Raw genomic sequence first — 13223 nt, forward strand, 5'->3', positions numbered from 1 at the left:
TCAATATTCCATCATATAGTTCATTCCATTGATGGTAATGCGATGTAATTTCTTCACTCCAAATGTTCTTCATTTAATCTAGTAATTTCTATTGAATTATCTCTTTCTTTTAACTTATGAGCCAAACTTTCTACACCAAACACTTCTGTAAACGTATGACTGCCTACAATTAAATTAATCCCTTTAAATTTCGCATGTTGCACTGTATATAATGTTTTTTCACCTGTTATGTACGTGTCACACCCTTTTTCTAATGCACGTTCAATCAAATTTGTATTGTTTCCTGCACCGGTTAAAATCGCAATCCGTTTTACTGGTTTATCGTGATTTCTCCAGCTCTTCACTTTCTCTTCCATTCTTTCTTCAAGTTTTCCAACTAAGTTTGAAAAAGGAATCGCTTCTTTATATTCTCCTATTCCCGGTAGTTCTTCTTCCTCATACGTGGAATATTCCAGTATTGTATCTATCCCAATTCCGTTAAATAACGATGTACATGTGCCAAACTTTACAAAATCTAACGGCAAATGAACCCAAAAATGATTCATTTCATATTGCTTCAATTTCTCAATACAAGCCTCTTCCATACCAAATAAAAAACTCCACGGCGCATGATGTGTAACTATCATATCGACTCCATTTCTATACGCTTCTTCAATAGTTTCTAACGTTAAATTTGTTGTGTAACCGATTTTGTGAAATTCATCTTTACTTATATGAGTAAAACCATATTCATCATCGCCGTATTTATGAAGATGCTCTCCAAATAGTGATGTTATATGTTCGTTAAACTGCTTTATATTCATTTTATTTCTCCTTTCATTTACTTTTATATTTCAAAAATAAGGAAATACTAAATAAAAACGTTACATACATATAGGAGGACACCATGAAACCTGAATTTTTAAAAGCTGTACATGATGCCATTGGAAACGTCGAACATATTCATATAGAAGAAAGCGGTGCTGACAGCTTACTTATCCATCATGATGATGCACAGCAATTACAACAAGTCGCTAAAACGCTAGAAAATAACAATTTTCGCTCTGCTTTAAGAACAACTGGAGATGCTTCGTATATTGAAGTGTTGAACAGATAATGAAAGTCCGGATGTATGCCGGGCTTTCTTTTTTATATTAAAACTTCAAACTCTTTCACATACACCGCTGTTCCAGCAATATCTATTTGTAACTTTTCGTTTTCTATCCCTTTCGTTACATAAACAGTTACACGGCCATCTTTATTTATTTCCTGTCCTTGCTCAACGATTAAACCCAATTCATGTTCAAAATCTTTCTCTAAATACTCCGCATAATACGCTCCCATTACACCTGAAGCTGTTCCTGTCACTGGATCTTCAATCGTCCCAGCATAAGCTGACGAGAAATGACGGCCATGCATTTGTGCTAGTTCATCATAAGTTTCTAGACAAATTGGGTGAATAGAAGCATTAGGTATTTCTTTTAATACCGATGGAAATGCAGCATTATTAGGTTTCATTCTCTCACACGCATCTAGATTTTTAATCGGCACAATTACAGTCCAGTTTCCTGTACTTCCATATACTATCGGTAAACTTACATCTAAATCATTTACTTCTAAACCAATACTATGAGCTAATTCTTCTTTTGAACCTGCAAAATCTTTAAACTGAGGTGCTGTCTGCCTCATTTTAATAAAGGTTTCTCCATTTTCATTTACACCTATTTGTATCGGTAAAATCCCTGCCTTCGTTTCAATCGTAAGGTTACTTTTCTCTTCTAATAAACCTTTTTCGCGCAAGGCATATATCGTCCCTACTGTCCCATGACCACATAAATCCATTTCAAAACCAGGTGTAAAATAGCGCATTCTTATATCTCCTACTTCTGAGGAAAGAACAAAAGTTGTTTCGTTATATCCAACTTTTTCAGCAATAATTTGCATTTCCTCTTCCGTTAATCCATCTGCTTCTAATACAATACCTGCTGGATTTCCCTTATTTGGCTTATTCGTAAATGCGTCATAATGAAATACGTTTATAGTCTTCATTTTCTTTTCCCCTTATTTGTCCATTTCTTTATTTTTATAATCAATAAGAAAATTGATCTAACCAACTTTCATAATCAGCTTTTTGAAATGGACGGATAATGAGTCTATCCGTCTCTACTTCTAATAACGATAGCTTCATTTAATTTCATCCCTCAAAATATTAATTGAATTTTCTTTATTATCTTACACAAAATGCAAAATCTAGTAAATCATTATGTTTTTGATACATAAAAACCCAGTCATGTCTTATACATAACTGGGTTCTCCATCGTTTTATAATTTTCTATTTCACAAGAACTACATCTCGTAATTCCCTCTTCAACACTTTTCCTAAAGCGTTTTTCGGTAACTCGTCTATGAATACTACTTCTGGTATTTTATAACTTGCTAACTTCTCCTTACAATACTGAATAATACTTTCTTCTGTTAATGTTGTTTCGCCATCCTTCACAATGTAAGCTCTTGGAACCTCTCCCCAAAAGTCATCTGGAACTCCAACTACTGCAACTTCTAAAACACCTTGTATTTCATGAATAACATCTTCTACTTGATCTGGATATACGTTGTCACCACCGCGTATAATAACGTCTTTATATCTTCCCATAATATGCAGGAATCCATCATCATCTATCATGCCAGCATCGCCCATGTTAAACCAGTTATCTTTTACTACCTTCTTTGTCGCCTTTTCATTATTCCAATACCCTTTAAACATGTATGGACTTTTCACATGAATCTCTCCAACTTCATTTGTTGTTAGTTCATGTCCTGTTTCCGGATGAACAATTTTCACCTCTACATTTTTCAAGGTCTTTCCTACAGAAGACATCTTTTCTTTTCCCATCATTGGATGCCATGAGGTTACAACCCAACCTTCTGTACTACCATAACCTTGCACCATATATATTCCTTTTTCCATATATTTTTGAATGAGTGTTTCTGGCACTTTTGTACCACCGCTTTGTGCTACTTTAAAGGTTGAAATATTACGTTCTTTTTTATTTAATTCATCAAGCATGTAACTATAAACAGCAGGGAACGCAAGCATCGTAGTAATTTTCTCTTCTTCAATCTTATCCCAAATAATAGCAGGATTCGAATCAGCTAAGAAAATCATCGTAACGCCATGATAAATACAATTTAAAATAGAAAGCACGCCACTCATATGGAACAATGGATGCACAGATAAAAAGCGTTCACCTGCTGGTATTTCTCTTTGTCCCGCAATTTCAGCAAAATAGTGATGTAAGTTTTTATGTCCAATTACACATGCTTTCGCCTGTCCAGTCGTTCCAGAAGTAAATAAGTAAATGGCGTCGTCTTCTTCATGAACTTCTACGTTCGGTTCTGTCGTTGGCTGTTTTTGCAGCTCTAATTCAAATGAACCAAAACCTTCTTTTGTCGTTTGAATTACATAAGGAATTTCTTTAACAGCATCAACATTTAATAACACTTCACTAAATTCTTCATCAATAACTAACACTTTTAATTTCGCTTCTTTTACAATTGTTTCTAATTCATATACAGTAAGCTGATGATTTAGCGGAATAAATACCGCTCCAATTTTTAAACTTGCCATCATAACGCTTGGAAATGGGTGATTATTTTTGCATAGTATTCCTATACGATCTCCTCTTTGCACACCATTATGTAACAAATAATGTGCAAGCTGATTTACTCGTTCATTATATTGCTGAAACGAATATCTTTTCTTCCCTCCTACAAGCGCTTCCAAATTTGGTGACTGCATTGCTCTCTTTTGTAATAATTGTCGCATCGTTCTCAAGTAAAACTCCCCTTTATATATGTTAGGTTTTTTATTTTACCAGATTAATTATTAATTTACTAAAGATTACACTTAGTGAATATAAGAAGAATATAAAATAGCCATTTACTTCACAAGTAAATGGCTATTTTTCATTATATATTAGAATACTTCTTGTTCATTACATATTGCACATACTCAGGTGCACTTTTATCAATCTCTTCATCACTTAGTTTATATTCTGCACCATATAAATAAAAGGAAGGTATAAATTCCATACCTGTATATAGGCATGTAGCTTGGAATGGTTTCGTCAACTCATCCATTGTAATCCCACTATTTTCATAGTCTTTTTCTAATCCACCTATAGAAATAGCTACACCAAATTCTTTCCCCTTCACTTTATCTCCTTGTGATCCGTACGCAAATCCATATGTTAATACATCATCATACCATTTTTTTAATAATGGTGGTGTGCTGTACCAGTAAAGCGGAAATTGAAATATATATCTGTCATGTTCTACTAATAACTTTTGCTCTTGTTCAATATTAAACTCCCAATTTGGTGCCACCTTATATAATTCATGCACCGTAATTTCATCTGAATGTTTCTCAAGTTCTTCTATCCATCTTTTATTAATTTTTGATTTTTCAATATGAGGGTGTGCTACAATTACAAGTGTTCTCATCATTTTCCAGCCCCTTTATAAATTAATCAATCCTTTACGTATTAGTATGAATGAGTTACATATAATTGAAAAGTACGTACTTTCAGGTACTATAGGAACCTTGAAGTACCTTTGGAGGTGTTATATGAATCAAAATGATAATTGCCCAATTGCAACAACACTCGATGTAATCGGTGGAAAATGGAAAGTTCATATTTTATGTATTTTGTCGGATGGAAAAATGCGAACAAATGAAATTAAACGAGAAATCCCAAACATTACACAAAAGGTTCTTACACAACAACTTCGGCAACTTGAAGCTGATGGGATTATCTATCGTACCGTATATCAAGAAGTACCACCAAAGGTTGAGTACACACTAAGTGAATACGGAAAATCTTTAATGCAAATAATGGATAATCTGTTTGAATGGGGAAAAGATCATCAAATTAAAAGATTACATGACTAAAAAAGCACTATATGCTTTGTTTCATCCTCTACGTTCATATTTTTTGTTTTTATAAAGTTTATTTTCATTGTTTTTTAGCTAACTTGTTTTCTTAGATTGATGGACGTGACGCCACATCCATCAATCTAAAAAGATACAATTAGAAAAATGAGATTTCTATACAGTTTCGCATATAAACACTACTTCCGCCTCATTAAACGCTCGCTCTACTTTTTCTAATCTCAATTGTACGTAAGCTATAAAGAAGTACCCCTAAACCGAGAATTTTTTCATTATTAGACGCATTAGAACCTAAGGTAATAGTAGGTACATTTAAACCCATAAACCTTTCACTCCATTCTATAGGCATATAAAAAGATACTCCTTAAAAATAAAAAACGCTATTCTCTCTGTAAAATCATAGAAAAGAATAGCGTTTTTTATTTTGAAATAGAAGTCATTATTTAAACTAAACATGCTAATATTGATTTTGTGCGATTGTCAGTTACCTCATAATAAATTTCTAATCCTTTCCGAGTACCTGTAACCATTTTAGCAGCTTTTAGTTTAGATAAATGTTGACTAATTGTACTTTGAGGCATTTGTAAATCCCCATACATTGTTGTTACATTAGTAGGACCTTTTGCAAGCATTATTTTTACTAAAGATAGACGAACTGGATGCGCCAATACCTTTAACACCTCAGCGATTTCTTGAAACATTTCTTTTTTTTCTTTCATCTTATTTCTCCCCTTTTATATACATATTTATGTTATCCATATATATAATTCGAAGGTATATGCGTTTTTGTGTCCGTCATTTTAAAAAAATATAAAAAAACTTTAATCCGAAACTAAAGGATTAGCTTAACATACTGTCTCACTATTCATAATGAATAGGAATCTCGTTATAGAAGGAGCAGTTTTTATGCTACAACTCTACATTCAACTAACTAAAACTAATGAAAAAAAGAGCAGATAGTCCGCTCTTTTATGATGCCTCCTTATGTTCCGTGGAATGTTTAACACTCCCCAGTCTCTTTAGTTTATTCCACCCTACCGCTACTCCTCGAAGCGATGAGAATATAGATTTAATGACAACATAAGTCATAAATTGACGATAAATAAAACGTTGTAAAATTAACCATACTAATGGTTTCGGATTCTCTTCCTCTAATTTAAATGCAAATAGAGAAGCGAGAAGATCCATTAAAAAGAATACAAGATAAAATCCTAAAACTTTTAGCGGATTACTACTAAATAGTCCTATAATCATTAATATATCTGCAAAAGGAGCAATGAATTGCAGAACATATTGGAATAACCACATGTTAGGCAGTGCAATAAACCCTAATGTTTTATGTTTAGAATTACACAACGCTTTTCGATGTTTCCAAAGACATTGAAGTGTACCATATGACCAACGATATCGCTGTTTAATGAGACTTTTCACATCCTCAGGTGATTCCGTAAAAGCATGCGCTTTTTCTTCATATACAATTCTATGCCCTTGACGTAAAAATGTAATAGTAAGATCCGTATCTTCTGCTAATGTATCTTCGCTTAAATATCCAGATTCAACTACATTCTTCTTGCGCCACGCCCCAATAGCTCCTGGAACGACTGTAATACAATTTAACTCATCAAAAGCTCTACGTTCTAAATTAAACCCTGTAATATACTCAACATGTTGCCAAGTAGTTAACAAATTCCGTCTATTCCCCACTTTGACATTACCTGAAACTGCAGCTACATTCTGATCTTCAAAGTGTCTAATCATTAAAGAAATAGCGTCTTGCGCAATAATAGTATCCGCATCTAAAGTGACAATGATTTCTCCTCGCGATTGTTGAAACCCTAGGTTCATTGCCGATGATTTCCCGCCATTTTCTTTCTGAATGAAACGAACTTTAGGGTGTTTATAAAATGTTTCTTTCATTACTTTTGACGTACCATCTGTCGATCCGTCATCCACAACAATAACTTCAAATTCTCTATAATTACTATTCAAAATTGAGTGAATCGTCTTGGCTATCACCTTTTCTTCATTATATGCCGCTATGACAACACTAACAAAAGGTTGATAAGACGAATTAATATAGCGAGATAACGTTTTTCTTTTCTGCTTCCATGCAAAATAAATTAAGAATAAAAATCGAAAAATCCCTAATCCAATAGCAATATAAAAAATAGTAGTTAATATATGCTTAAAGTATCCCGCTCCTGAAAAGACAGCTTTATTGTAAAGTAAATATTGCTTCCCCTCAGAAGAAACAGGAGGCATAATTTCATCTCGTTCTTTATTCATTAAATCTGAAATTGTTACAAAACTATATCCATGCTTTTTTAGGTCTTTAATAATGATTGGGAGCGCCTCTACTGTATGTGTACGATTCCCTCCCGCATCATGGAGAAGAATAATATTTCCCTCTCCCTTATAAATGGGATTAAGAGCACGCTTTACTAATTCATTTGTTGATGGTGTTGCCCAGTCTTCGGGATCAACTTTTTCCGCTACCATTGTATAGTTCATATTTTGTGCACGTAAAATAGGCAATATTTCATTTGATGAATCCGGGTTAGCATCCGCTTCATATGGCGGTCTAAATAAAACCGTAGAATGTCCAGTTACTTCCTGAATTAAACGTTGCGTCGTATTAAGTTCTACTTTCGTTCGTAGTAAAGACGTATCAGCTATGTTAGGATGCTTGAAAGTATGATTGCCAATTTCATGCCCTTCATCGTATATTCTTTTTACAATACTAGTATTTAGTTGTGCGTTTTCACCAAGTACAAAAAAAGCAGCTTTTATTTGATTCTCTTTTAATATATCTAAAATTTCTGGCGTATATTTCGGGTCTGGTCCATCATCAAATGTTAATACTACTTGTTTCCCATTTGGTTTTCCATATCGTTGCACTTCATATGCAGATGGTAAGGATTGATATACTTCATCTGTAAGGTAACCATCTTTGCCTACTTTAAAATCTCTCAATCCATTTTTTCTTTCATTCTCAATCTGTAAAATTTCACCTTGTCCAGAATAATTTACTTCATCTAAACTATTGATTTTATGTAATACATTAGGATTTTTTTGTGCCTCAATCGGATTTTTTAAAACTTTCCATATTGTAGGGTCTTCTGCTCCTAGTCTCCATAACGCAAATCCCTTTGCATTATTGTCCATTGCGATTTTCACTTGATTATAAAGAGTTACACCGTCTAAGAACCAAGCAGTATGTTCTTTCCCTTCTGTTTTATACCTAAAATAAGGGTTTCCACTCATTTTATCCCATTGAATTTTCATATTTGAATCATGAGCCATTGCCATAACTTCTGAGAAAGTTAAAGACTTCGCAGCTTCTTTACTATTTACTTGCCAATCATATCCATAGTTACCGAAAGCAACTATAAGCTTATTAGACGGAATATTCAGTTCTTTTAATGTATGTTGGAACCATTTATTTGAAGCAATTGGTCCTGGTTCCCCGGCTCCATAGTGCTCATCGTACATCATTACAATCATTCGATCTATTATTTTTGCTAACGCACTATAATCAAAAGCCTTATCATTAGCTGGAACATCTTGTGTAACGAGCAAATCATGTTGATGAAATTCCGTAGTAAGTTCTTTCATAAAATTTGTTAAGTTTTCTCTGTCACTTTCAGGTACGGCCTCAAAGTCAATATTAATTCCTGAAAAATGATTCTTTTTAACTTGGCTTACTAAATCATTAATAAACTTTGTCTTTACATCATTTGAGGAATTCAGTAACTTATGAATTAGCCCACTATCAGGACCAGAAGCTTCCTCAGTATAGTTAGTAAGCAAAGGCATAATCTTCACTTGATTTTTTTCTGCCAACTTTACTATCTCAGGTTTGATCTCACTTCTAATCGTTAAATCTGCTTTTAAATGATACCACTCTGGTACTAACGTAGTTAAGGAATCGATATTTTCTTTTAAAGAAGCGGTACTATTTTCATCCCAATTTACATAAAAACCATACACTTCTTTAGGTTGTTTACTATCCTTCGGCGGATTCACCAAATTTTTATTATCCTTCGTTTCGGTATTTGGGTTAAATTCTTCCTTCTTTAGCTGCTGATCACTAAGTTTTTGATTAATTGGTACAAGTTTAGTATCTTGTTGTACAGCGGTATTCATATTTGGAATTTCTGGTGTTGAAAAAATACTTTGAAAGAAAAAATAAAATACAACACCTACACTAACTATTGAGATACATAGAAACGAAATAAAGGCTATGTTTCTCCTTCCTTTCGGATCATAAAAAACAGGTTTTTCTTTATCTTTCTCTTGTTGAATGTTTTTCTCCATTATATTTTTCACATACTCCTTCTTAATAGAACTATAAAATAATAAAGTGCAACTCTAATCTGCCCTCACCAATTGGGCATTTACAAGCAGCCCAACTCCCACCTAACTTCTTTGCTCCAGCCAAATTTTGAGATGGGAGTTTTACTGCCCACAATAGCGAGAGAAATCCTTTTAGCTTTGAAATGAATCTCTCACTTCCATATTCTATTGATTCTTCTTTTCATTCCCTTGCTGGTGGCCTCTATTTTCTTGTTGAGACCCCCTACCGTTGTTCCCTTGCTCGTTTCCGTCATTTTCTTTCTGGGATCCTCTTCCATTGTTCCCTTGCTGATTCCCATTATTTCCTTGTTGAGGATCTCTTCCATTGTTCCCTTGCTGATTCCCATTATTTTCTTGTTGAGACCCTCTTCCATTGTTCCCTTGTCCGTTTCCGTTATTTCCCTGTTGAGATCCTCTTCCGTTGTTCCCTTGACCATTTCCATTATTCCCTTGTTGTGATCCTCTTCCGTTGTTCCCTTGCCCATTTCCATTATTCCCTTGTTGTGATCCTCTTCCGTTGTTCCCTTGCCCATTTCCATTATTTCCTTGTTGTGATTCTCTTCCGTTGTTCCCTTGCTGATTCCCATTATTTCCTTGTTGAGATTCTCTACTGTTATTCTCCTGTTGATTCCCTCTATTTTCTTGCTGAGATCCTCTTCCATTGTTTTCTTTTATTTGCTTCGATGGCTGTCCCTCTGTTTTCTTTTGTTCTTTCTGCTCTTGCTTTTCATATTTTTTTTCTTTTACAGGAGATAAATCCATTGATGCATCAGGAGATGACTCCGGCTGTGATTGCACCTCTTCTTCATTTTCCACCGGATTAGGCGGCGTGGCAGGAGGAGTAAGCGATTTGTTTTTCTCATTCTCTTGCTTTATATAGACACCTGTGCCAATTCCAGCTTTTCTAGCATTCTCTCGTACTTGCATCGTGCTACTTTGATATTCAACTGTAATATGTTTTAACTCATATTCTTTCTTCAATTCTTTCATTGCCTTTTCTAACTGTGGTTCTAGCGCCTTGTCCTTTGCAACTGCTGTTAGCATAACTTGCTTATCATTCGTTAAATACTTATCCTCTTGACTTTGCTTTATAATAGTACGTATTACTTCTTGTAATTGTTTATTTTCCCATTGCTTCAATTCTTTTAAAATACGCCTTCCATCATCATTACAAGCCTGTAAATCTATAACACGAAAATCCTTCGTTACGCTCACCTCTAAACTTGGATTTATATCAACTGAGACGTAAGCAAATACTTTTTCTTCTGGTTGGTTGTAGAAAAACAGCACTGCAAATAGAAAACAAGCAACAAGTATTGATGCAGGTTTTAAAAAGGAAGGGATCGAAAAATGCGATGCTTTTTGTTCTTGCTCATCAAATGAGATTTCCTCCCCGATCATGCAAGAATCCCCTTTTCTTTTACACGTAATAAACTCTCCATTTGGTGTTAAAACAACTACGCTATGCTTTTTTATATCCATCACAATTCCTTTATTCATCATGCTTTTCCCCTCTTATGTAATCCAGAATATATGTATAGTTGTTTGCAAAAATAATACACATTGCAATAATGTATTTTCTATGTCGTTCCAACGTTTTACGACTTACCCTAACACGCGGTTCAATATGTTTAAGCGGTAACTTTTTCTTTCGGAACAGCTCTTCCATCATTTCCTCTTCTTTTATAATAATTTTTACAATTTCTATTAAGTGCTCACGCGTATCACGATGCTTAGGAGATTCTTTAGCAAGCTCTGAGAATGTGATTTTAAACTCAGCTAGCACACTTTGAAAATGAAGAATTTCCTCCTTACGGTTACTATTTTCCATCTCTTTCATATACTCCGTAAGCGACACTTGCATTTCTAACATTTCCTCTTGCTCATCTTCTTTTAAAAAGACAAAGTTATGTTTAGACTCCTTACGTATATAGTCAATTACATCTCTTTTTATAAGAAGATCAGCAAACGCTAAAAAGGATTTTCCTTTTGTATAGGAATACTGTTCAATTGCTTCGTTAAATGCAAACAATCCAATGCTATATTCATCATCCTGTTCTGTAATATATCGGCGGCAGACAGATGAGATTGATTTTCTAATAAAAGGCTGATACTGTACGATAAACGCTTCTTTATCTTCTTCGTTGTTTTGTATGTTACATACGATATCTTCTATTTTCGGTTTTCTTAAGATCTTCATTACTAAACTCAACACTTGTAATCTCCCAGCCTCCTTCAAATAGCAAAATGGCCACTACACAAGTGACCATTTAACCAGATTTTCTTGGTACTTTTCTTCGGTCTTGTTTTCTTGCTGTTAGTTATATTTTTAGAGTCTAACGTTTTCTTAATGATTTTTCCTTTTCTCTCGGCACTACAGTTAGGTTTGTATTTTTATCTACTTTCTTATTTTCTACCGTTCGTTTTGCTTATTCTTTTTCTATTTTATCTGCAATCCTTGAATAACTCTCCTCTATACCATTGGTAATTTCATCCTTTTATTTTGGATGCCCACCTAATCTAGTAATTTTATTAATGCTTCTATATTCTTTCATAGTCATTTTTCTTCTATTTATTTTCTTCACTATACATATTCGGAGGAATACATAGTTTTATGGGGGTCAAAAAATATTTTTATAAAAAAATACATATTTATTTCAAAAATAAAAACCACCAATTTGAAAAAGGATAATCAAATTGGTGGTTTTCTTATAATATCTATTAAATTAAGTTGGATTCTCATTATATCTAAAAAAGTACTAGCTATCCTCTTCTGATTTTCTCCATTTTTATCTTTCTTGGTTATCATAATATGTCTTATCTGCGTATTTTCTATCATTTCCTTTTAGATAAGCTAAAATTACTTTTGGATTTTTAAGTAAAGTCCAGTCTCCATATGTATCAAATCTTCTGCATGAAGTTATCATTCCATTTTTAATAGTACCGAATTTCTTATTATTTTTCTTTCCCCACTCTTTTAAACGTTTAGCGAAATCTGCATCTTCTGCCATAAGCATGTTTTCATTAAATCCGTTGATTGCCATAAAGTCTTTTCTATAGCACCAAAAAATCCCTACAGATATAGCTCCGTACTTAAAAAGTAAGGGGATTATGATTAACATTGCGGAGAGAAATATTCCTAAAGATATTCTTTCAAACTTCCCATTTACCCCACCACCAATGTATGTACCTGAAGCTAAATATTTATCTACATTAAACAACATAGACTCTGTCATCATGGTATCAGCGTCTATAGTAACGATTATTTCTCCACTGGCTATTTTAGCCCCTGCATTTCGAATTTTAGATAAGTTTTTATCGTTATTTTTCAATGTAACACAATTATAAGATTTTGCTATTCCCTCTGTTTTATCTGTACAACGATTTAAAACAACTATAACTTCCGTTTGCTCTTTATATGCCTCTGATGCCTTTGCAATTGAATCTAAACATTTTCTAATGTACTTTTCTTCATTATGCGCAGGAATTATAATAGAAAACTTCACATCTTTTTTCAAATTAACTCCTGAAGATTCGTTTGTCTCAGTCATAATATGCCCCCCCTTATTTTATAAGGTAAATATCTGTTATACATAACGTATATTAAAATTCAATAAATTATATGATAGGAACTGCAGGTAAACTATTACTTGAGTATTAAAAAATAAAAACGTTATTCTTTCTAAATAAGCAAAATTACTAGAAAGAATAACGTTTTTTATTAGTTACATTAATATTTTATTCGTTGCTTTATTTCTTCAAAACGAGCATGTATAATTTTTCTGATATCTGGATGATTCTTATATAAAGTAACAGTATACATGATGGAAGATGCAAGAATAGTAGACCATATTAACCAATCTCCAGCATGAGAAAGAACTTTAATTATTTCACTCGTAAATTCTTCCTGTCCGTCATGAAATGTATAGCTGAGTAG

At 33.5% G+C, this 13223-nt stretch carries 12 protein-coding genes and 2 pseudogenes; 2 read left to right on the forward strand and 12 right to left on the reverse strand.

Going from position 1 to position 13223, the window contains the following annotated elements; genetic code table 11:
- Positions 1 to 53: 53 nt before the first annotated feature.
- A complete protein-coding gene (locus tag ACX9TM_RS17265) occupies positions 54 to 803 on the reverse strand; it encodes a Nif3-like dinuclear metal center hexameric protein (RefSeq protein WP_001022442.1) in 750 nt (249 codons plus the stop codon).
- Between the two features lie 83 nt (positions 804 to 886).
- On the opposite strand from ACX9TM_RS17265, the gene ACX9TM_RS17270 reads away from it, so the two are divergent.
- The gene (locus ACX9TM_RS17270) at positions 887 to 1096 is read left to right on the forward strand and encodes a hypothetical protein (protein ID WP_000801653.1); all 210 of its coding nucleotides are present in this window, start codon (positions 887 to 889) and stop codon (positions 1094 to 1096) included.
- A gap of 32 nt (positions 1097 to 1128) precedes the next feature.
- Here the strand turns inward: ACX9TM_RS17270 and ACX9TM_RS17275 are convergent, their stop codons facing one another.
- From ACX9TM_RS17275 to ACX9TM_RS17290, 4 genes and pseudogenes are all read right to left on the reverse strand, one after another.
- Positions 1129 to 2028, reverse strand: coding sequence for a PhzF family phenazine biosynthesis isomerase (locus ACX9TM_RS17275; protein ID WP_048535858.1), 900 nt, complete (start codon positions 2026 to 2028; stop codon positions 1129 to 1131).
- A gap of 46 nt (positions 2029 to 2074) precedes the next feature.
- Positions 2075 to 2167, reverse strand: a pseudogene (locus tag ACX9TM_RS17280) (GNAT family N-acetyltransferase); the annotation flags it as partial.
- A 144-nt stretch (positions 2168 to 2311) separates the two neighbouring features.
- Positions 2312 to 3805 carry a class I adenylate-forming enzyme family protein gene (locus ACX9TM_RS17285; protein WP_002195674.1) on the reverse strand — a complete coding sequence of 498 codons (1494 nt, stop codon included), beginning with the start codon at positions 3803 to 3805 and terminating at the stop codon, positions 2312 to 2314.
- Between the two features lie 143 nt (positions 3806 to 3948).
- Positions 3949 to 4482, reverse strand: a complete 534-nt coding sequence (locus ACX9TM_RS17290) for an NAD(P)H-dependent oxidoreductase (protein WP_063220861.1) — start codon at positions 4480 to 4482, stop codon at positions 3949 to 3951.
- A gap of 124 nt (positions 4483 to 4606) precedes the next feature.
- Here ACX9TM_RS17290 and ACX9TM_RS17295 point away from each other — a divergent pair, with 124 nt between their 5' ends.
- Entirely contained in the window at positions 4607 to 4930 is a 324-nt protein-coding gene (locus ACX9TM_RS17295) for a winged helix-turn-helix transcriptional regulator (RefSeq protein WP_001072981.1), read from the forward strand.
- 193 nt (positions 4931 to 5123) lie between these two features.
- Here ACX9TM_RS17295 and ACX9TM_RS17300 read toward each other — a convergent pair whose 3' ends face one another.
- The 7 genes and pseudogenes from ACX9TM_RS17300 to ACX9TM_RS17330 all read right to left on the reverse strand — a co-directional run.
- Positions 5124 to 5279, reverse strand: a complete 156-nt coding sequence (locus ACX9TM_RS17300) for a hypothetical protein (RefSeq protein WP_001121202.1) — start codon at positions 5277 to 5279, stop codon at positions 5124 to 5126.
- 94 nt (positions 5280 to 5373) lie between these two features.
- On the reverse strand, positions 5374 to 5649 hold the full coding sequence (locus ACX9TM_RS17305; protein ID WP_000660066.1) for an ArsR/SmtB family transcription factor: 276 nt from the start codon (positions 5647 to 5649) through the stop codon (positions 5374 to 5376).
- 250 nt (positions 5650 to 5899) lie between these two features.
- Positions 5900 to 9247: a trifunctional glycoside hydrolase family 18/polysaccharide deacetylase/glycosyltransferase family 2 protein gene (locus ACX9TM_RS17310; protein ID WP_065382116.1), complete on the reverse strand. Its 3348-nt coding sequence runs from the start codon at positions 9245 to 9247 to the stop codon at positions 5900 to 5902.
- A gap of 204 nt (positions 9248 to 9451) precedes the next feature.
- Positions 9452 to 10789, reverse strand: a complete 1338-nt coding sequence (locus tag ACX9TM_RS17315) for an anti-sigma factor domain-containing protein (protein ID WP_072770222.1) — start codon at positions 10787 to 10789, stop codon at positions 9452 to 9454.
- A complete protein-coding gene (gene sigI / locus ACX9TM_RS17320) occupies positions 10779 to 11501 on the reverse strand; it encodes an RNA polymerase sigma factor SigI (RefSeq protein ID WP_002082432.1) in 723 nt (240 codons plus the stop codon). The genes ACX9TM_RS17315 and sigI overlap by 11 nt, the downstream gene beginning before the upstream one ends.
- A gap of 574 nt (positions 11502 to 12075) precedes the next feature.
- Positions 12076 to 12837 carry a glycosyltransferase family 2 protein gene (locus tag ACX9TM_RS17325; protein ID WP_065382377.1) on the reverse strand — a complete coding sequence of 254 codons (762 nt, stop codon included), beginning with the start codon at positions 12835 to 12837 and terminating at the stop codon, positions 12076 to 12078.
- Between the two features lie 179 nt (positions 12838 to 13016).
- Positions 13017 to 13211, reverse strand: a pseudogene (locus tag ACX9TM_RS17330) (hypothetical protein); the annotation flags it as partial.
- Positions 13212 to 13223 lie beyond the last annotated feature (12 nt).

The sequence above is a fragment of the Bacillus sp. LH1 genome (genome assembly GCF_057924895.1).

Coding starts and splice junctions, on each gene's coding strand:
- ACX9TM_RS17290 (WP_063220861.1), bottom strand. CDS start 4,482: ATGAGAACACTTGTAATTGTAGCACACCCTCATATTGAAAAATCAAAA.
- ACX9TM_RS17325 (WP_065382377.1), bottom strand. CDS start 12,837: ATGACTGAGACAAACGAATCTTCAGGAGTTAATTTGAAAAAAGATGTG.
- ACX9TM_RS17300 (WP_001121202.1), bottom strand. CDS start 5,279: ATGCCTATAGAATGGAGTGAAAGGTTTATGGGTTTAAATGTACCTACT.
- ACX9TM_RS17265 (WP_001022442.1), bottom strand. CDS start 803: ATGAATATAAAGCAGTTTAACGAACATATAACATCACTATTTGGAGAG.
- ACX9TM_RS17315 (WP_072770222.1), bottom strand. CDS start 10,789: ATGATGAATAAAGGAATTGTGATGGATATAAAAAAGCATAGCGTAGTT.
- ACX9TM_RS17305 (WP_000660066.1), bottom strand. CDS start 5,649: ATGAAAGAAAAAAAAGAAATGTTTCAAGAAATCGCTGAGGTGTTAAAG.
- ACX9TM_RS17295 (WP_001072981.1), top strand. CDS start 4,607: ATGAATCAAAATGATAATTGCCCAATTGCAACAACACTCGATGTAATC.
- ACX9TM_RS17270 (WP_000801653.1), top strand. CDS start 887: ATGAAACCTGAATTTTTAAAAGCTGTACATGATGCCATTGGAAACGTC.
- ACX9TM_RS17275 (WP_048535858.1), bottom strand. CDS start 2,028: ATGAAGACTATAAACGTATTTCATTATGACGCATTTACGAATAAGCCA.
- ACX9TM_RS17285 (WP_002195674.1), bottom strand. CDS start 3,805: ATGCGACAATTATTACAAAAGAGAGCAATGCAGTCACCAAATTTGGAA.
- ACX9TM_RS17310 (WP_065382116.1), bottom strand. CDS start 9,247: ATGGAGAAAAACATTCAACAAGAGAAAGATAAAGAAAAACCTGTTTTT.